Origin of the sequence: Polynucleobacter duraquae, assembly GCF_000973625.1 — a bacterium.
Lineage (GTDB): Bacteria > Pseudomonadota > Gammaproteobacteria > Burkholderiales > Burkholderiaceae > Polynucleobacter > Polynucleobacter duraquae.
The window spans coordinates 1,087,917-1,106,057 of record NZ_CP007501.1 but is presented as its reverse complement, the minus strand read 5'-3'; the positions used below and the strand labels follow the sequence as shown (position 1 = coordinate 1,106,057).

20 protein-coding genes are annotated in these 18,141 nt (G+C 45.7%); 6 read left to right on the top strand and 14 right to left on the bottom strand.

Translation table 11 applies throughout. The annotated features are described in order from the left end of the window. Nucleotides 1-68: 68 nt before the first annotated feature. The 12 genes from CL55_RS05820 to CL55_RS05765 all read right to left on the bottom strand — a co-directional run bounded on the left by CL55_RS05820 (nt 69) and on the right by CL55_RS05765 (nt 10,992). The gene (locus tag CL55_RS05820; RefSeq protein WP_046330253.1) at nt 69-1,100 is read right to left on the bottom strand and encodes a quinone-dependent dihydroorotate dehydrogenase; all 1,032 of its coding nucleotides are present in this window, start codon (nt 1,098-1,100) and stop codon (nt 69-71) included. 9 nt (nt 1,101-1,109) lie between these two features. After that, nucleotides 1,110-1,856, bottom strand: a complete 747-nt coding sequence (locus CL55_RS05815) for an arginyltransferase (protein ID WP_046330252.1) — start codon at nt 1,854-1,856, stop codon at nt 1,110-1,112. Then, on the bottom strand, nt 1,853-2,590 hold the full coding sequence (gene aat, locus CL55_RS05810) for a leucyl/phenylalanyl-tRNA--protein transferase (RefSeq protein WP_052728778.1): 738 nt from the start codon (nt 2,588-2,590) through the stop codon (nt 1,853-1,855). Before aat ends, CL55_RS05815 begins: the two co-directional genes overlap by 4 nt. A 13-nt stretch (nt 2,591-2,603) precedes the next feature. Beyond that, a complete protein-coding gene (locus CL55_RS05805; protein WP_046330251.1) occupies nt 2,604-3,164 on the bottom strand; it encodes an NUDIX hydrolase in 561 nt (186 codons plus the stop codon). 9 nt (nt 3,165-3,173) lie between these two features. Next, nucleotides 3,174-5,000 carry a bifunctional chorismate-binding protein/class IV aminotransferase gene (locus CL55_RS05800; protein ID WP_046330250.1) on the bottom strand — a complete coding sequence of 609 codons (1,827 nt, stop codon included), beginning with the start codon at nt 4,998-5,000 and terminating at the stop codon, nt 3,174-3,176. Nucleotides 5,001-5,037: 37 nt separating this feature from the next. Beyond that, nucleotides 5,038-5,613: a peptidylprolyl isomerase gene (locus CL55_RS05795; RefSeq protein WP_046330249.1), complete on the bottom strand. Its 576-nt coding sequence runs from the start codon at nt 5,611-5,613 to the stop codon at nt 5,038-5,040. Nucleotides 5,614-5,665: 52 nt separating this feature from the next. Then, nucleotides 5,666-6,307 (bottom strand): 2-hydroxychromene-2-carboxylate isomerase, encoded by a 642-nt coding sequence (locus CL55_RS05790; RefSeq protein WP_046330248.1) that lies wholly within the window; start codon nt 6,305-6,307, stop codon nt 5,666-5,668. Continuing rightward, entirely contained in the window at nt 6,304-7,617 is a 1,314-nt protein-coding gene (locus tag CL55_RS05785; RefSeq protein ID WP_046330247.1) for a replication-associated recombination protein A, read from the bottom strand. The genes CL55_RS05790 and CL55_RS05785 overlap by 4 nt, the downstream gene beginning before the upstream one ends. Before the next feature lie 10 nt (nt 7,618-7,627). After that, the gene (locus tag CL55_RS05780; RefSeq protein WP_046330246.1) at nt 7,628-8,107 is read right to left on the bottom strand and encodes a DUF3429 domain-containing protein; all 480 of its coding nucleotides are present in this window, start codon (nt 8,105-8,107) and stop codon (nt 7,628-7,630) included. Between the two features lie 77 nt (nt 8,108-8,184). Continuing rightward, nucleotides 8,185-9,039 carry a 3-hydroxybutyryl-CoA dehydrogenase gene (locus CL55_RS05775; protein ID WP_046330245.1) on the bottom strand — a complete coding sequence of 285 codons (855 nt, stop codon included), beginning with the start codon at nt 9,037-9,039 and terminating at the stop codon, nt 8,185-8,187. A gap of 1 nt (nt 9,040) precedes the next feature. Then, complete coding sequence (locus CL55_RS05770) at nt 9,041-9,748, bottom strand: glutathione binding-like protein (RefSeq protein ID WP_046331193.1); 708 nt, start codon at nt 9,746-9,748, stop codon at nt 9,041-9,043. A gap of 41 nt (nt 9,749-9,789) precedes the next feature. After that, the gene (locus tag CL55_RS05765; protein ID WP_046330244.1) at nt 9,790-10,992 is read right to left on the bottom strand and encodes a methionine aminotransferase; all 1,203 of its coding nucleotides are present in this window, start codon (nt 10,990-10,992) and stop codon (nt 9,790-9,792) included. Between the two features lie 68 nt (nt 10,993-11,060). Between CL55_RS05765 and yaaA the strand changes: the two genes are divergently transcribed. After that, the gene (yaaA, locus tag CL55_RS05760; protein WP_046330243.1) at nt 11,061-11,837 is read left to right on the top strand and encodes a peroxide stress protein YaaA; all 777 of its coding nucleotides are present in this window, start codon (nt 11,061-11,063) and stop codon (nt 11,835-11,837) included. A gap of 11 nt (nt 11,838-11,848) precedes the next feature. After that, the gene (locus tag CL55_RS05755) at nt 11,849-13,060 is read left to right on the top strand and encodes a DUF2863 family protein (protein ID WP_046330242.1); all 1,212 of its coding nucleotides are present in this window, start codon (nt 11,849-11,851) and stop codon (nt 13,058-13,060) included. Nucleotides 13,061-13,143: 83 nt separating this feature from the next. Here the strand turns inward: CL55_RS05755 and CL55_RS05750 are convergent, their stop codons facing one another. Next, nucleotides 13,144-13,518 (bottom strand): hypothetical protein, encoded by a 375-nt coding sequence (locus CL55_RS05750; protein ID WP_046330241.1) that lies wholly within the window; start codon nt 13,516-13,518, stop codon nt 13,144-13,146. A 12-nt stretch (nt 13,519-13,530) separates the two neighbouring features. Then, nucleotides 13,531-14,520 (bottom strand): malate dehydrogenase, encoded by a 990-nt coding sequence (locus tag CL55_RS05745; RefSeq protein ID WP_046330240.1) that lies wholly within the window; start codon nt 14,518-14,520, stop codon nt 13,531-13,533. A 149-nt stretch (nt 14,521-14,669) separates the two neighbouring features. Here CL55_RS05745 and CL55_RS05740 point away from each other — a divergent pair, with 149 nt between their 5' ends. The 4 genes from CL55_RS05740 to sdhA all read left to right on the top strand — a co-directional run bounded on the left by CL55_RS05740 (nt 14,670) and on the right by sdhA (nt 18,141). Further along, nucleotides 14,670-15,407 carry a GntR family transcriptional regulator gene (locus CL55_RS05740; RefSeq protein ID WP_052728777.1) on the top strand — a complete coding sequence of 246 codons (738 nt, stop codon included), beginning with the start codon at nt 14,670-14,672 and terminating at the stop codon, nt 15,405-15,407. Between the two features lie 141 nt (nt 15,408-15,548). Continuing rightward, nucleotides 15,549-15,968, top strand: a complete 420-nt coding sequence (gene sdhC / locus CL55_RS05735) for a succinate dehydrogenase, cytochrome b556 subunit (RefSeq protein ID WP_046330238.1) — start codon at nt 15,549-15,551, stop codon at nt 15,966-15,968. Between the two features lie 24 nt (nt 15,969-15,992). Continuing rightward, nucleotides 15,993-16,358 (top strand): succinate dehydrogenase, hydrophobic membrane anchor protein, encoded by a 366-nt coding sequence (gene sdhD / locus CL55_RS05730; protein ID WP_046330237.1) that lies wholly within the window; start codon nt 15,993-15,995, stop codon nt 16,356-16,358. A gap of 4 nt (nt 16,359-16,362) precedes the next feature. Further along, a complete protein-coding gene (sdhA, locus tag CL55_RS05725) occupies nt 16,363-18,141 on the top strand; it encodes a succinate dehydrogenase flavoprotein subunit (RefSeq protein WP_046330236.1) in 1,779 nt (592 codons plus the stop codon).

The following is an 18,141-nucleotide window of genomic DNA, read 5'->3' as shown; positions in this document are numbered from 1 at the left end:
CGATTTTTGCTCAAATTGCACAATATGAAATACAGCTACAGCCCTAAAAAACGTTTATCTAAGCCTAATTAGCCTTTTAGGGCTGCTGCGCACTCAGAAATGAGTTTTGGACCCCGATAAATCAAGCCAGTGTAGATTTGAATCAGGCTGGCACCGGTAAGGATCTTTTCTTGCGCATCTTTGCCGGACATAATGCCGCCAACGCCAATAATCGGAATGGCGCCACCTAAATATTCTTTGAGACTTCGAATGACTTCGGTGGAGGCATCACGAACAGGTGCACCAGAGAGGCCACCAGCTTCTTGACCAAATTCAAGCCCCTGAACAGCATCGCGAGTAATGGTTGTATTGGTGGCGATGATGGCATCCATTTTAAATTCCACCAAGAGGTCAGCGATGAGCTTGATATCGTGTTGCTCAAGATCTGGTGCAATTTTTAAAAAGAGGGGTTTGCATACGCCAAACTGGTCACTTAAAGCTTCACGCGCAATATGCAGTGATTGCAGCAAAGAGCGCAACATCTCTTCACCTTGCAACGCGCGTAAATTCTGCGTATTGGGTGATGAAATATTGACGGTAATGTAAGAGGCCACCTCATAGACTGCTTCCATAGCCGTGACGTAATCGCTTGCAGCATCTTCGATTGGCGTTATAGCATTCTTGCCGATATTGAGACCAACAATGCCACCATTCTGCCAATAAGCTGAATTACGAACTCGCTTTACACAAGCATCAACGCCATCATTATTAAAGCCCATGCGATTAATGATGGCCTGAGCTTGCGGCAAACGAAACATACGGGGCTTTGGATTGCCGGGTTGTGGTTTTGGGGTAACAGTACCGATTTCTAAAAACCCAAAGCCTAGGCTGCCTAGCGCATCAATGTGTTTGCCATCTTTATCTAGACCAGCAGCGAGACCCACTGGGTTTGGAAAAGTAATACCGCAAAGCTTACGCGGATCTGATACGGGTTGATTGCACAAGTGGCGCAATAGACCCCAACGCTGAGCACGATCTAAATTACTCAGGGTGATGTTGTGAGCTTGCTCTGGATCTAAGGAAAAAAGCCAGGGGCGCAGAAGAGGGTAGCTGTCAATCATGAGAAGACATTATGGCCCAATGATGGGTTGCCAGCGATCATCGATCAAGCCCTCTATCGGCTGAAACTTCACCTTATAGGACATTTTCTCGCTTTGTTCGATGTAATAGCCAAGGTAGAGATAGGGAAGATCTAGCTCTAAGGCCTGCTGAATTTGCCACAAGATACTAAAGCTTCCATAGCTTGCAGAGGCATTGCTGGTATCAAAGAAGGTATAAACCGAAGAGATCCCTTGATCTAAGATATCAATCATACTGACCATGCGCAAACGCCCTGGGTATGAATCGTGAGGACCATCCCTAAATTCAACAATTCTGGAGTTCACCCGGCTTTGTAATAAAAACTGCATGTACTGGTCTTGATCATCTATATCTACTTCACTACCAGCATGACGCTCCTGTTGATAGCGTTGGTAGAGTTGATAGTGCTCCTCTTGGTAACCTAAATTGAGAACGCGAATATCTAGTCCAGCATGTTTTTTCCAGGCGCGTTTTTGACTGCGCTTAGGGGAGAAATCCTTCACTGGAATGCGCGTTGCAGTACAGGCATGACATTCATCACAATAAGGTCGGTAAGTATATAAACCACTGCGACGAAACCCCGCATTGACTAATTCACCATATAAGTCAGCATGTATTAAATGTGAGGGGGTAGCGACTTGAGAACGTGCAGTCTTTCCTGGTAGGTAGCTACAGGGATAAGGTGCAGTTGCATAAAACTGCAATTCAGTGAGAGGAAGCTCTTTTAGTTGAGTCATAGCCAGTGACGAAGAATCTGTTTATCAAATTTCCAGGGAATCTCTATATTAGTTTGATTTAAAGCAAGCTGCAGATGGGCTAAAAATTCACTGCGAGATATCGGTGCGGCCCCTAGGGAATTCAGGTGTGCAGTCTCTTGCTGACAATCGATCATTTCCACTTGATTTTGCTCGCACCAGGCAGCAAGAGCAGCTAAAGCAATCTTAGAGGCATCTGTTTGGTGACTAAACATCGACTCACCAAAAACCATACCGCCAAAGGAGACGCAATAAAGGCCCCCCACTAGGCGATCATCTTCCTTGATTGCAATGCTATGCGCATGACCCTCTTCATGAAGATTGGTATAGGCATCCATGATTTCATGTGTAATCCAAGTGCCATCCTGATCCTTGCGGCTCGCAGTTGCGCAGGAGCGAACGACTGCACTAAAGTTTTCATCAACCCCGATTTCTCTGCGAGAGTCAGATAAAAAATGACGAATGGATTTCTTCAGCGAGTCATGACATTTAAAGTGATCAGGCTTTAATACCATTCGGGGATTGGGTGACCACCATAAGACTGGTTGATTATCGGAGTACCAGGGAAAGATTCCCATTTGATACGCGCGAGCTAACTGTCCTGGATATATCCGTTCGCTTACCGCAATTAAGCCGGGGACACTCGGATCAGGATCTGGGTGATGAATAGGATTGGGGAATTCATCCTGAGACCCTAGCCAGCTGATATTACTCATAAGCTTGTGATGCTTAGATTTTTTCAGTTGGCAGAATGTCTCTGCTACGAACGCTAAATTCATTGCCGGCATCAAATACTCCGGCAGCACGATCAGCAAAGAACCACTCCAGAGTTTGCTTTACCGTTGGAAAAGCAATTTCATCCCACGGGATATCCCGTTCATCAAATAAAGCAACCTCGAGACTCTCTTCCCCCGCTTGAAAGTTTGGGGAATTCATCGAAGCTAGATAAAAAAGATGCACCTGTTCAGCATGTGGCACATTGAGCAGGGAGTAAAGTGGACCAATCTGAACAACGGCGCCGGCCTCTTCATGAGTTTCACGTGCCGCTCCAGTGCTGGTGCTTTCACCAAGTTCCATGAATCCAGCAGGCAGAGTCCAATAACCATGACGAGGTTCTATGGCGCGACGGCACAATAAAACTTGATTACCAAAGACCGGGATGCTCCCAACTACATTACGTGGATTGAAATAATGAATACTTCCACAAGAGTCACAGACATGACGTTCCCGCGAATCATCCGCAGGAATCTTGATGCTGATAGGCGCTGCACAGTGCGAGCAAAACTTCATGCGGACTTTCTAGAAATGGGCGGGGATGAGGCCGCGTAAAGCATTACTAAGCATAATCTCTTTTGCATTCTGAACATCATCAATAGTCAGGTTGACCTCATGGGCATTCCATTGGGGATCATTCAATATGATGGATCTCATAACCCCTGGTAACAGACCAGCTGAGACGGGGGGTGTTAGCCATCTATCCCCAGATTTGATAAAAACACTGCTTCTACCACCCTCGGTGACATAGCCTTCCTCATTAGTAAATAAGGCATCAAAGCCACCATGACCCTCTGCCAATCGCCAGGCTTGGTCGTAGACATTTCGAATGCTCACCTTATGTCTTAATAGAACATTGCCAGAGTGAAAGGTGGCCTGATTTGAATCAGGCAGAATATTTCTAGCCCAAAAGATTTTTACCGATCCCTCTAGTGGGCTGATGGGAGTGATTTGACAGCTTGCGATTCCTAGGTGGTTGAGATCCAAACGCAATCGATATTCAGAATCAGTTGAGCAGTTTTCACACCCTAGCTCAATCACCTTCATCATGTCTGGTAGAGAGCAGGATATGCCAAGTGCTAACGCAGAATTGACCAAGCGTGCTAGGTGAAGTTCTAGATTCTGAGCTTGACCTTTGCTGACCAAGATAGTTTCAAATAGTCCCAGGTTACTTGGTAACTTGCTCAAGAATGCCGCTTTAATTTGACACTCTTCCCACTCCTGCTCGGGTTCAGAATCAATCGTAATACCAGCACCTATGCCTAAAGAAAAGGGTGAGGCATGTGTTTTTGCATCCTGATGAATTTCAAGGGTACGGATTGGAACGCTAAACGCAAAATCGCCACTAGGATCAATCCAACCTAAGGCGCCACAATAATAGTCTCGCTCTTGAGGCTCTAATTCTTGGATGATCTCCATGCTGCGTTTTTTGGGAGCGCCCGTGACAGACCCGCAGGGAAACACCGCATTCAGCACGTCACCTAATTTCATCTCAGGCTTGATCTCGGCTTGAACGGTAGAGGTCATTTGCAGGACATCACCGTACTGAGTGACTTCAAATAACTTGGGAACATTGACTGTTCCCAGCAAGGCAAGTCGACTTAAATCGTTGCGTAATAAATCAACGATCATGACATTTTCTGCTTGATTTTTTGCATCTGCTGATAAGTGCTCAGCAGAATCACTTAATGCACTGGCAGTGCCTTTCATCGGCATGGCTTTTAAAGTATTACCATTCTTCTGAATAAATAACTCAGGTGATTGGGACAAGATAAAGTTCGAGTCTTGTGCAATAAATGCACCAAATCTTCCCGGCTGTCGTTCCCTTAATCGTGCATATAGAGAGAGCGGGTCTCCATAGACTTCACCCGTAATTCGAAAGGTGTGATTAATTTGATAAGTGTCGCCATTGCGAATGTACTCTTGAATAGCCTGAATATCGTCGGTGAACTTCTCTTGATCAAGGGAAAATTCAAGATTAGCCACTCCTGCAACTTTAGATTCAGGCTCTAGAGCCGTTATCTTTTTTGCCATGTAGGTATCGACATCCGCCTTGCTCAATCTTTCGTAAGATTTAAAAGACCATGCCTGTATTAATGGATGATCTTTACTTTCACGCTCAACTGATCGATCTATATTGTGTATATATAGACCTAACTCATAAGCAAACGCAGCGACAACATATTCTCCTTGAGCTAAAGCTTTATTAATATCTTGGAGGCATCGATCTACAGCTGCAATTGTCTGTGCGTGGCTAGACTGAGGATAGATCGCCCAGAGCTGTATTGCTTGCTCATACAGGCGACTGCTCGGCTGTGATGAGGTGCTCTGAGCATCATCAAGCAATATCATGCGATTTATCGTCAGTGTTCAAGTAAATCAGTGGAAATTACTTTAAAACAGCGGCCGATTCAATCGTGACAGTCTTGCTCGGTACATCTGCCATACGACCCATTCTTGGTGTTGATGCCACCATGGTTGGGATCTTACGGATAGCATCGATTGTTTGTGTACCCGAAATCACTGTGCCAAAAACGGTGTAGCCATTACCCATAGCGTTTGGATAATTCAAGCCCTCATTGTCTTTAACATTAATGAAGAACTGTGCCGTTGCTGAATCGGGGTCGGAAGTGCGCGCCATAGCGATGGTGTAAGTTTGATTCTTAAGGCCATTTTGTGCTTCTGAAACCACAGGCGCATTAGTCGGTTTTTGTGACAAGTCGGGAGTAAATCCACCGCCCTGAATCATGAAGCCATCTATCACACGATGAAAAATCGTGCCGTTATAAAAGCCACTGTTGACGTAGTTTAAAAAGTTGGCCGTTGTTTTTGGTGCCTTCACTGAATCAAGCTCAACAACAAAATTACCCATGGTGGTTTTAAATTCCACCTTAGGGCCAGCAAAGCTGGTAGCACTAGCAATGAGGCTGGTAACTAAAAATAGGGAAGCAATGATTTTGCGCATACTGGGTATCCTTAAGAATCGAGTGAAAATAAAGTAAATCTGATTGTATTGCTCATAGGCCAGAGGGAACTTGACCGGCATAGTGATAAGCCGCCTCTTCAAACATACTTGGCCGATCTAGATAATCTAAGGCCCAATCGATGGTGTCGACCCCCCAAAAAGTATGACCGTTGATAACAAGGGTAGGAACACCAAATGCCCCATCCGCTTTTGCTCTCTCGGTGTTGCTAATCAACTTGGCTTTGACCTCTGGTGCATCTGGTTTTGGAGTATCAACTGCTAGGCCAAGGTATCGGCAAAACTCTGGCCAAGATAAATTGGGATCATTACCTTCTACCCAAACATATTCAAAAGCGCGCTCAACCATGTCCCATTGAGCATTTTGCTGAACTAGCAAACGTTGTGCCGCAACAGTGAGAAAGGGGTGATGCTCTGGAAAGCGAAAAGGGAGACCTAACTTTTCAGCGAGCCATACGCAATATTGATAGGTATGAGGACGTTTGGCTTCCACCTCACCAGGACCACGGTTATCAGTTGCGCGGAGTAGGCCGCCTAATAAGATGGGTACGGGCTCAATATCGATACGTTTTTCAAGGCGATGGCGTTGCTTGATATAAAAATAAGAGAATGGAGAAATGATGTCGTAGTAAAGCGTCCCTTCAATCCGTTTTCCATCTACTTGATCTTGGGTCATTTCTGTTTCGACTCCGCATCCAACTTGCGTAAGAAAGCCATCTTCTCGGCAATCTGACTTTCTAAGCCTCGATCAACTGGTTGGTACCAATGAGGCTCTGCCATACCATCGGGCAAGTAAGTTTCTCCAGCAGCATAGGCATGTGGTTCATCGTGTGCATAACGGTATTCTTTGCCGTGACCTAACTCTTTCATGAGTTTAGTTGGGGCATTGCGTAAATGGTTGGGTACAGGCTTACTTTGATCACTTGCAACATAAGCCTTTGCCGCGTTGTAAGCGTTGTAACTTGCATTACTTTTAGCGGCGATCGCTAAATAAACCACAGCTTGACCAAGCGCTAATTCACCTTCGGGCGAGCCAAGCCGTTCGAAAGTTTGAGCTGCATCATTGGCTAGTTGCATTGCTCTGGGATCAGCAAGCCCAATATCTTCCCAGGCCATACGAATAATTCTGCGTGCAAGATATCGAGGGTCTGCTCCGCCATCGATCATTCGGCAAAACCAATACAGCGCAGCATCAGGATTTGAACCACGCACTGATTTATGTAAGGCAGATATTTGATCGTAAAAGTGGTCTCCACCTTTATCAAAACGACGTGCCTGGACTGTTAAAGCATTTTCAATAAACTGCTGATCTATTGTCCGAATCTGAGAGTTTGGCGTTGAGACAGCATTACGTACTTGCTCCACTAGATTGAGCAATCTCCTAGCATCACCATCTGCATGTGAAATTAAGCTATCAATTGCTTCTGGCTCAAAAGGAATATCAGGCATCGCATAAATACATGCGCGATCAAACAGCTGCTTCAGTTCCACGGCATTTAATGATTTCAGTACGTAGACTTGTGCGCGTGAGAGTAGGGCTGAATTGACCTCAAATGAAGGATTTTCAGTGGTAGCGCCAATGAAGTTGAATAAGCCAGATTCAACATGTGGCAATAAGGCATCTTGCTGACTTTTATTAAATCGATGAATTTCATCAACAAACAAGATAGTTTGTCGGCCATATTGAGACATACTCTGCTCAGCTTGTTCAATAGCCGCGCGAATTTCTTTTACTCCAGCAAGCACAGCTGAAATTGCAATAAATTCTCGATCAAAGGCTTTTGCAGAAAGTCTTGCCAAGGTAGTTTTACCAACTCCCGGCGGACCCCAAAGAATCATCGAGTGAGGCTTGCCAGATCCAAAGGCAAGATTTAGTGGCTTACCAGCGGCGAGAAGATGTGTCTGTCCGATCACTTCCTCAATCGATTTTGGGCGCAAGACTTCCGCTAATGGTAGCGGAGGTGCTTGATCAAATAGATTGCCCATCAGCGCTAATTTAATTTTGTACGAACAAAATAACTAAGGCCGCCCAAACTAAGCATCCAGCAGAAACTAATGTAAGTCGATTTCGCATGGTGATGAATGCATTCAGTGCCTCTTCATCAGAAAAATAATATTGATAGGTTTCTTTATCAACATTGTGTTGAATGATTAATGCTGAAGCCAAAATGACTAAGCCAACTGGTATATAAATGTGTAGCGCAAGCCAGGCAACTAGTGCTGGGATGACACCCCAGATCCATGCATTACGATCTGCCCACCGATCGCCTCGAGGTGTTTTGCCCAAGACATGTAAATTAGCACCCCAATGCATAGCGCCCATAAATGCGGTGATCACGGCCCCGTAACCCGCTAGTGACTCTGCGCTTAAATAATTTAAGGGGGTTGGCGCTAGCTGTACCATCAGCGCAAGACCAACAAAAGGAATTAGACCGGCATAGCCTAATTTAGTGACTAGAGGGGGTAATGGGTTCACAAAAACTTCTTTATCTGAGTTGGTGGAGGGTTAATGGTTAATGGTGAAAAGTAAATAGTGAATCGCAAATTGCAAAATTATTGATCGTAGGTAAAGACGCCACGTCCAGACTTACGACCGAGGTAGCCAGCGGCAACCATCTCGCGCAGCAGTGGGCAAGGGCGATACTTAGAATCGCTGAAGTTCTCGAAATAGACTTCCATCACGGCTAAGCAGGTATCAAGACCAATTAAGTCGGCTAAAGCGAGTGGGCCAATTGGTTGGTTGCAGCCCAATTTCATACCGGCATCGATATCTTCGGGGCTAGCGAGTCCTTCGTATAAAACAAAGAAAGCTTCATTAATCATTGGTAGCAAAATACGGTTCACTACAAATCCGGGAGAGTTCTTAACGGTGATGGGCTCTTTACCAATGCGTTTTGCCATTTCAATTATGGCAGCATGAGTTGCGTCTGAGGTTTGTAAGCCCCGAATCACCTCAACCAATGCCATCATCGGTGGCGGATTGAAAAAGTGCATGCCGATGAAACGGCTGGGATTGGAGTCTAAGGCAGCAAGCTGAGTAATGGAGAGTGAGGAGGTGTTGGTGGCAATAATAGTTTCTTTGCTAACGATCTCATCAACCTGCTTCAGAATCTTTTCTTTGACAGCCTGGTTCTCAGTAGCAGCTTCAATCACTAGTTGAAGTCCCTTAAAGTCAGCGTATGAAGTTCCACCTTTGATGCGTTTGAGTGCGGCATCTTTATTCTCAATGGTCAGTGTTTCTTTTTTCACCAAGCGATCTAAGCTTTTGCTAATTTGATTTAAGCCGCGCTCAACAGCGGCATCGCTGATATCAACCATGACGACATCAAGACCGGCAACTGCGCAGACCTGCGCAATACCGTTGCCCATCGTACCTGCCCCAATTACTCCGACTGATTGAATCTTCATGCTATTTCCTTTTTTGATACTGTGATGAGCCAAATAATTGTTCTCTTGCTTTGTCATCGTGCAAGGGCTTGCGTAATGCAGTTAATACTTCAACGCCACGCTTCACGGCAGGGCGTTCACCAATCATTTCAAACCAACGCTTGAAGTGAGGATATTCGTTGATATCAATACCTTGGTTCTTCCAGTTCCGCGTCCAAGGAAAGATGGCAATGTCCGCAATTGAGTAACTTTTCCCAGCAATATAAGCATTATCTTTCAGTTGATGATCGATTACCCCATACAGTCGCTTAGCTTCATTGGTGTAGCGATTAATCGCGTAATCAATTTTCTCCGGAGCGTAAATTCGAAAGTGGTGGTTTTGCCCTAAAAGTGGCCCCAGGCCTCCCATTTGGAACATGAGCCATTGCAACACCTCATATTTACCTCGAGTAGATTTAGGTAAAAACTTTCCTGTTTTGGCGGCCAGGTATAGCAAGATTGCGCCGGATTCAAATACATGGATGGGTTTACCATCAGGGCCATTGGGGTCGGTGATGGCTGGAATCTTGTTATTTGGGCTCATCGCCAAGAATTCTTTTTTAAACTGATCACCAGCTCCAATATCAATGGGATGGGCAATCCAGTCTTTGCCTAATTTATAGCCACACTCCTCGAGCATGATGTGGACCTTATGTCCATTTGGCGTTGGCCAGCTATACACATCAATGATGTCTTTGTTCGATTTACTGATCGTCACAATCAATTCCTTTTCTATAGGGTTTGCAAACGCTCTAATGCACTTGAAAGCGTTTTTTCTTCTTTGGCAAAACAAAAACGGATTACGCCTGACTCAATTGGCTTGGCGTAAAAAGCAGAGACCGGAATCGCTGCTACGCCAATCTCAGTAGTTAACCAGGAGCAAAAATCTGCTTCGCTTAAAGATGTTTGAGAGATTCCGAGCTCGGTGTAATTGACGCACTGAAAATAGCTTGCTGGGGCGGGTAGTAGCTTGAACCTAGTTTGCTGCAAACCTTTTCTAAAGTAGTCCCGCTTAGCTTGATAGAAAAATGGCAATCCTAAGTAGTGTTCTGCATTCTTGAGGTACTTAGCAAGACCATATTGCATTGGCGTATTGACTGTAAACACATTGAACTGATGCACCTTGCGAAACTCCGCCATCATCGCTGCAGGCGCGGCTACATAGCCCACCTTCCAGCCGGTGACGTGATAGGTCTTGCCAAAACTGGATATCAGAAAACTACGCGCTGCTAATTCAGGGTGACTTGCAATACTGATGTGTTGATGTCCATCAAACACCATGTGCTCATAGACTTCGTCGCTTAAGATCAGTGCATTCGTATTTCTGACCAAATTGGCTAGACGCTCAAGATCGGATGACTGCCACACCATGCCGGTTGGATTGTGCGGTGTATTGATTATGACGAGCCGGGTTTTTGTATTAATTGCTGTTGCCAGATCATCCCAGGGTATTGAATAAGAGCTCACAATTCCTTGGTCATCGCGGTTGGCAGTTAAAGATACGGCAACCGTTTTACCTCCCGCTAAATCAATCGATGGGCGATAGCTATCGTAAGCGGGTTCAATAATGACCACCTCATCGCTTGGACTGACGCAGCACAAAATGGCCGTCATGATTCCTTGGGTGCCACCGGCTGTAATGGTGATCTCTGTATCGGTATCGTAGTCACGACCATATAACGCGGATATTTTTTGGGACACACCCTGGCGCAACTCTGCAATCCCCATCATCGGTGGATATTGATTGTGATCAGCCAGCATGGCTGCATGAACCTTAGATATGAGCTCTCGATCGCAGGGAAAGTCCGGAAAACCTTGCCCTAAGTTAATGGCCTGATGCTTGGCAGCGAGGGCCGACATGATCGTAAACACAGTTGTACCTACCTTGGGTAGGCGACTTGGAAAGTCTGGGCTGAGGGCGAGGTTTTGGTCCATGCAGGCGGTTTAGGGCAAATATGGAAGGTAGTCGCTAGAATGGTAGAAATTCATCTTCAAATTGTGCCATGTTGATCGTCCTATCACCCGCGAAATCCCTAGATTACAAAACCTCAGTCAAGGTCAAGGCGCCAACCTTGCCAGAGTTTGTCTCGGAATCAGCCAAGTTGATAGCTGATTTGAAGAAGCTCTCGCCTCAAGAGGTTGCCGATCTGATGGGTCTCTCTGACCAGTTGGCTGCATTGAATGTGGGCCGCTATCGCGATTGGTCTAAGAAATTTACGGATGCCAATAGCAAGCCGGCTATTTATGCCTTTAACGGCGATGTCTATGACGGGTTTGACGTCAAGACACTGAATTCCAAGGCCGTGGATTTTGCACAAGATCATCTTCGTATCTTGTCAGGCTTATATGGTGCTCTCCGCCCCCTAGATTTAATGCAGCCTTACCGCTTGGAGATGGGCACTTCCTTTCAGAATGCCCGAGGCAAGGATCTATATGCTTTTTGGGGTGAACGTGTGACTGAATCCCTTAAGAAGCTACTGGAGCAGCAAAAGAAGCCTGTACTTCTCAACTTAGCATCCGAAGAATATTTCAAGGTGTTACAAGCAAAAAACTTGGATTGCCCTGTGATCTCTCCGATATTTCAAGATGGTAAAGATGGTAAGTACAAAATCATCTCTTTCTACGCCAAGCGAGCTAGAGGATTGATGGCTCGCTATGTTGTCGAAAACCGGATTACCGATCCCGCAGATTTGAAGGGTTTCAATTTGGATGGTTACAAATATGTTGCCTCCGAATCTAAACCAGAAAAACCCTTATTTAGACGTCCCGAGAGAAAGTAGGAGAGTGCACCATGGCTGTTCATCGCACTAAATCCTCACAACGTGCTTCACCAGATGTGGAACGCCTAGTAGCAGATGCAATTTCTTTGGCGGCCTCTGGCAGTCATATTGAAGACCAGTTTTGGGAAGAGCGCTTAAATGTTCGTTTAATGCGCCTTCTCAAAAGTCAAAATCAAAATGTGATCGACGCATCCCTAGATCAAACATTTCGAATAAATACGCTGGCCTTCGAGGTACTTGCTGATTGTGCTGAGACTCTAGCTGAATCTTTGGTGATGGAGCATGAGGGTCAGAATTGGGATGTGCTGCTATTGGCTTTACCCATCGTTGCCCACACTCGCTATCAGATTCCTTCTGGGGTATTACCGGTAAATGTGATTGAATCTACTGCCGCTGCATTGCAGAGCTCAATAACTGCTAGCGATACACGCTTGGCGATTGTTCCTTGGCTTTACAGTATTGATCAAATGCCGCACTCCCATTGCCAAACGCGTTTGCTAACTGAGGCTCTAGCTACGGCCGCTATTACCTCCAGTGAAGTGAAGTTAGAACTGCGCGATATGTCGGAGACCATTGCAGTGTTGGCTGATCCACGCTTTATCATCGCCGCGGTTGCTGCTCCTTCTGGAATGCCTTTATTCCGTTGGCAAGCTGAGGTGCCAACACGTCAAGAGCGAGGCGTGAGCTTAATTGGTTGGCAAAATGCAATGCAAGAACCTATTGCCGCACTTTTACCGGGTTGCGAGTTTGAGCTCCTATTGCCAGAGGCCTATTTCACTAACTGTCGATTGGCGGATAAACAAGTACGTCCACTAAGTATTCGAGCTGCTGCGAATTTTCTGGAGAGTACGCTCGGAGTCATGCCTGCGGGATTGTCCTGCGTAGTGGGGGCCTTTGGTGAAGATCAGGCTGATGAGTATCGAATTTCTTTTAGCTTAAAAGGCTCTGCTGAAGTGGTGTACGGAGTGATATGGCCTTTGTATGATCGCGAGAGCGTTGCCAACGATGCACTCAATGATTTGTCTGATGATGAAAGTCCGATGAAGCGAATTGCTGATGCGCTTCGTAATGCAGGTGTTGAGGATGTCTTTCGCCATGCAATGCTCTTTGACCCAGAGCTTTGTGATGACTGCGGTGCACCACTGTTCCCAGATCGATCAGGTGATGCTGTGCATGCTGAGTTACCAGATGATGCACCGACTCAGCAACCCTTATTTCATTAATTCAATTCAGTTAGCTTTAAAACTGAGAGATAAAAACAAAAAAGCCGAGAATGTCTCGGCTTTTTTATTGCGAAGCATTACATTTAGTTCTGTACAAAGGGCTCTGAATTTGCAAACAAGTGTGGGAGCTTGCCAGTTTTCATTTCCGCTGTTTGGCAGAAATCAGCAAGGCGAGTTCCAGACTTAATATTAAATAGCATTGCCTTATTACCCAGCACCACAAGATCGTGTCCAGTATTGGTATTTTTATAACGCAAGCTTCCGGGTAGGGAGTTTTCGCGCTTCAGTTCAAATGTTTTGGATTCCCAAGTGAGGCGAACCGTTTCAGTTGTTCCAGAAGTTTTGAATTGCTTACTTTCACTGCAAGTCCAAGTGGATACTTCTTCACTAGCATTGGCTTGGGCAGATACCAGAAGGGCACTTGCGACCAAGCTAGCGATGAGAAGGGTTTGCTTCATATGTATAAATCCTTATGAGAGGAGATGTTTAACGCCAGCTTGCTCTTCAAGCAATTCATTGAGCGTGTGGTTCATACGTTCACGTGAGAACTCATCAATTTCTAAACCCTCAACCATCTTGTATTCGCCGTTTTCGCAAGTTACCGGATAGCCGTAGATTATTTCAGCAGGAATACCGTATTCGCCTTTGGATGGAATGCCCATGGTGACCCACTTACCATTGGTACCCAAAACCCAATCGCGCACATGATCAATTGCCGCATTAGCTGCAGAAGCTGCAGAAGACAGGCCGCGGGCTTCAATAATGGCAGCGCCACGTTTACCAACTGTAGGAATGAAAGTATCTTTATTCCAGGCTGCATCATTGATGCTGTCTTTTACAGACTTGCCGTCGATAGTCGCAAAGCGGTAGTCAGGGTACATGGTAGGACTATGGTTGCCCCACACAACCAGTTTCTCAATGTCAGCAACAGGCTTGTTTAGCTTGCTAGCCAATTGTGAGAGTGCGCGGTTGTGATCCAAGCGCAACATCGCTGTAAAGTTTTTCGCAGGAATGTCTGGTGCAGATTTCATGGCGATATAGGCATTGGTGTTTGCTGGATTGCCAACTACCAATACTTTGACTGTTTTCTTCGCTACGGCATTCAATGCCTTGCCTTGCGCTGTAAAAATCTGCGCATTGGCTGAGAGTAAATCTTTGCGCTCCATACCTGGGCCACGTGGACGTGCGCCAACCAATAAAGCAACATCGATATCTTTAAATGCGGTCATCGGGTCAGAGTGCGCTGTCATACCGGCCAAAAGGGGGAAAGCGCAGTCTTCGAGCTCCATCATCACGCCAGCTAGGGCTTTTTGAGCTTTTTCGTCAGGAATTTCTAATAACTGAAGGATAACTGGCTGATCTTTGCCCAATAAGTCGCCATTGGCGATACGAAAGAGTAGGGAATATCCGATTTGACCGGCTGCGCCGGTGACTGCAACACGCATTGGGGCTTTTGCCATTACTAATAACTCCAGTTGAGGTTAATTAACTATTTTTTTCTATTATCCATTCAAGTGTATGGACTTTCCATTTACACTGTCAATCATGTCTTATATAAGATATGAAATAAGCCTCAATTTTATCCAACATCAGTTGTCCTGGAGCTAATTTGTCCCTTATATCCGAACCAATTGCCTCGTTTAGCCCGCTCTATGAGCAAATTAAAGCCATGATTTTGGCGAGTTTGCAGGCTTCTGAATGGTTGCCTGGAGATGCAATCCCCAGCGAGATGGAGCTTGCAGCTCGATATGCAGTGAGTCAGGGGACGGTTCGTAAAGCTATTGATGAACTAGCTGCACAAAACTTGCTAATTCGTCGCCAAGGTAAAGGTACCTTTGTAGCAACCCATCAAGAGGAAGACTTCCAATATCGTTTTTTACGTTTAGAACCTGATTCTGGTGAGAAGTTGCACCTGAAAAACCAGTTTCTAGCCTGCGAGAACATCCCATCGGACCCCTATATTGCGCGCTTACTTAAGATCAAGCCAGGCGATTCCATTATTCGGATTGATCGAATACAAAGCTCTGCGGGTCGACCAATCGCTTTTGAAGAGATTTGGCTCCCAGAAGCCCGCTTTAAAGGCTTAAATCTAGAGATGCTCAATGCTTGGCCTGGCCCAATGTATGCCTTCTATGAGAGTGAATATGCTACTCATATGGTTCGGGCAGAGGAAAAAATTAAGGCCGTCTTGGCGGGTTCAGACCTAGCCAAATATCTCCAAATTTCAGAGGGTGCCGCCTTACTCTCTGTTGAACGTGTGGCTTTCACCTACGGGAATAAACCAGTAGAAATTCGGCACGCAAGATATGACACTAACGGTCAGCATTACGACAACAAATTAAACTAGGTAGTACACTCAAAATCAGCAAAAACCAGTTTTTAACCCCTTTAAACGCTAAAAAGTCCCCACCATCACTAGGTTTCCAATAGAATATGTTGCAACACAACAAAACCACACTGAACCTCCACCGAAAGATTGAGATTACCCATGGTTGATGCACAGCAAGATGTAAAAAAAGATAGACCTGTTTACCGAAACATTGGTCTTGCTCAGTTAATTAAGTACCGCCTTCCTTGGGCTGGAAAAGTATCCATCCTTCACCGAATCAGCGGGGCAGCACTGTTCTTGACGTTGCCATTCTTGCTTTATCTTTTAGATCAAAGCTTAGCCTCTGAGATGAGTTACCAAACCTTTCAGGCAATTACAGGTCATGTGCTGGTAAAGATTGTTCTACTGGGATTAATTTGGTCCTTTTTGCACCATTTTTGTGCCGGAATTCGCTATCTTCTATTGGATTTAGAGATTGGCGTTGAAAAGGCAGATGCCAACCGCTCTGCAATCATCGTATTTTTCTTAGGCCTTGCCCTAACCGCAATTGTTGGCCTCAAACTTTTTGGCCTGTATTAAGCACTTATTCACTAAGGAAATCGAATGCCTATTTATCAGATTGGACCTAAGCGCTTAGTTGTTGGCGCCCATTACGGCCTCAAAGAGTGGATTATTCAGCGCGCCACAGCCATCGTGATGGTAGTTTTTACGATTGTTCTTTTGGCTAACTACACCATCACTGGTAGCGCAACTTATGAAGGTTGGGCTTCGTTATTTAGCAACCAGCTCATGAAGCTCCTGACGCTGTTATTTTTCATCAGCTTGTTCTATCACGCGTGGATTGGTATCCGCGATATCTGGATGGACTACATCAAGCCTGTCAGTATTCGTTTAACACTCCAAGTGTTAACTGTTTTGTATCTCGTAGCCTGTGCGGCCTATGCCGTACAAATTTTGTGGAAAGTGTAATTCAATGACCGCGATTAAAAAAGTATTGCCACGCCGTCGGTTCGACGCGGTAATTATCGGTGCAGGTGGTTCAGGTATGCGCGCTTCTTTGCAATTAGCAGAGGCTGGCCTGAATGTTGCGGTATTAACTAAGGTTTTCCCAACGCGCTCACATACCGTTGCTGCCCAGGGCGGTATCGGCGCCTCACTCGGCAACATGAGTGAAGATAACTGGCACTATCATTTTTATGACACGATCAAAGGTTCCGACTGGTTAGGTGACCAAGACGTGATCGAGTTTATGTGCCGCGAAGCTCCAAAAGTTGTTTATGAGCTTGAGCACTTCGGTATGCCTTTTGACCGCAATCCGGATGGCACCATTTATCAGCGCCCATTTGGTGGACACACAGCGAACTATGGCGAGAAAGCCGTTCAACGTGCTTGCGCTGCAGCTGACCGTACTGGTCATGCCATGTTGCATACCTTGTACCAGCGAAACGTTCGTGCAAAAACAAACTTCTTCGTTGAGTGGTTAGCTCTCGATTTGATTCGTGATGACGCGGGTGATGTCGTTGGTGTTACTGCGCTCGAAATGGAAACAGGCCAAGTTTATATTTTAGAAACCAAAGTAGTCATGATGGCTACTGGCGGTGCTGGTCGTATTTGGGATGCATCAACAAACGCATTTATTAATACCGGTGACGGTATGGGTCTTGCAGCTCGTGCAGGTATTCCATTGGAAGACATGGAGTTCTGGCAATTCCACCCAACTGGCGTAGCTGGTGCAGGGGTATTGTTGACTGAAGGTTGTCGTGGCGAAGGCGGCATCTTGCGCAATAAGGATGGCGAGCGCTTCATGGAGCGTTATGCCCCAACTTATAAAGACTTAGCGCCACGCGATTTCGTATCACGCTGCATGGATCAGGAAATTAAAGAAGGGCGCGGTTGTGGCCCGAATGGCGATTATGTTGTTCTCGACTTAACGCACATTGGTGCTGAGACCATCATGAAGCGCTTACCTTCGGTTTATGAAATCGGTATCAACTTTGCTAACGTTGACGTTACGAAAGAGCCAATTCCTGTTGTACCAACGATTCACTATCAGATGGGCGGTATTCCTACCAACATTAATGGTCAAGTTGTTGTCCCAGCTAACGGCAAACCTAATGAAATCGTGAATGGTCTCTATGCCATTGGTGAGTGCTCTTGCGTATCTGTTCACGGTGCAAACCGTTTGGGTACTAACTCATTGCTCGACTTATTAGTATTTGGTCGTGCAGCCGGTAATCATATTGTTGCGATGGATCTTAAGAAGCGCGAATTCAAACCATTGCCTGCTAATGCTGGTGAGCAAACTCTAACTCGTATTGCTGCTCTTGATGAATCCACCTCTGGTGAGTACGCGCAAGATGTTGCAAACGATATTCGTAAGACGATGCAAAAATACGCTGGCGTGTTCCGCAATCAAGAGTTGATGGACGAGGGTGTTCGTCAAATGGCGAAGTTGACAGAGCGTGCTAAACACTTGTGGTTGAAAGACAAGTCTGAAATTTTCAATACGGCGCGTATCGAAGCTTTGGAAGTTGCTAACCTGATCGAGGCTGCTAATGCAACCATGATTTCAGCTGCAGCACGAACTGAAAGTCGTGGTGCGCATTCTCATGATGATCATCAACATCGTGATGATGACAACTGGATGAAGCACACACTTTGGTATAGCGAAGGTAACCGCTTGGACTACAAGCCGGTTGTCCTTAAGCCATTGACTGTTGAGTCTTTCCCTCCAAAAGAACGTACTTTCTAA

Bases quoted from the DNA above. Each gene is read 5' to 3' on its own strand.
- CL55_RS05750 (WP_046330241.1), bottom strand. From the start codon at position 13,518: ATGAAGCAAACCCTTCTCATCGCTAGCTTGGTCGCAAGTGCCCTTCTG.
- CL55_RS05795 (WP_046330249.1), bottom strand. From the start codon at position 5,613: ATGCGCAAAATCATTGCTTCCCTATTTTTAGTTACCAGCCTCATTGCT.
- CL55_RS05805 (WP_046330251.1), bottom strand. From the start codon at position 3,164: ATGAAGTTTTGCTCGCACTGTGCAGCGCCTATCAGCATCAAGATTCCT.
- sdhC (WP_046330238.1), top strand. From the start codon at position 15,549: ATGGTTGATGCACAGCAAGATGTAAAAAAAGATAGACCTGTTTACCGA.
- CL55_RS05785 (WP_046330247.1), bottom strand. From the start codon at position 7,617: ATGGGCAATCTATTTGATCAAGCACCTCCGCTACCATTAGCGGAAGTC.
- yaaA (WP_046330243.1), top strand. From the start codon at position 11,061: ATGTTGATCGTCCTATCACCCGCGAAATCCCTAGATTACAAAACCTCA.
- CL55_RS05755 (WP_046330242.1), top strand. From the start codon at position 11,849: ATGGCTGTTCATCGCACTAAATCCTCACAACGTGCTTCACCAGATGTG.
- CL55_RS05790 (WP_046330248.1), bottom strand. From the start codon at position 6,307: ATGACCCAAGATCAAGTAGATGGAAAACGGATTGAAGGGACGCTTTAC.
- CL55_RS05800 (WP_046330250.1), bottom strand. From the start codon at position 5,000: ATGATATTGCTTGATGATGCTCAGAGCACCTCATCACAGCCGAGCAGT.
- CL55_RS05775 (WP_046330245.1), bottom strand. From the start codon at position 9,039: ATGAAGATTCAATCAGTCGGAGTAATTGGGGCAGGTACGATGGGCAAC.
- sdhD (WP_046330237.1), top strand. From the start codon at position 15,993: ATGCCTATTTATCAGATTGGACCTAAGCGCTTAGTTGTTGGCGCCCAT.
- CL55_RS05820 (WP_046330253.1), bottom strand. From the start codon at position 1,100: ATGATTGACAGCTACCCTCTTCTGCGCCCCTGGCTTTTTTCCTTAGAT.
- CL55_RS05815 (WP_046330252.1), bottom strand. From the start codon at position 1,856: ATGACTCAACTAAAAGAGCTTCCTCTCACTGAATTGCAGTTTTATGCA.
- sdhA (WP_046330236.1), top strand. From the start codon at position 16,363: ATGACCGCGATTAAAAAAGTATTGCCACGCCGTCGGTTCGACGCGGTA.
- CL55_RS05765 (WP_046330244.1), bottom strand. From the start codon at position 10,992: ATGGACCAAAACCTCGCCCTCAGCCCAGACTTTCCAAGTCGCCTACCC.
- CL55_RS05745 (WP_046330240.1), bottom strand. From the start codon at position 14,520: ATGGCAAAAGCCCCAATGCGTGTTGCAGTCACCGGCGCAGCCGGTCAA.
- aat (WP_052728778.1), bottom strand. From the start codon at position 2,590: ATGAGTAATATCAGCTGGCTAGGGTCTCAGGATGAATTCCCCAATCCT.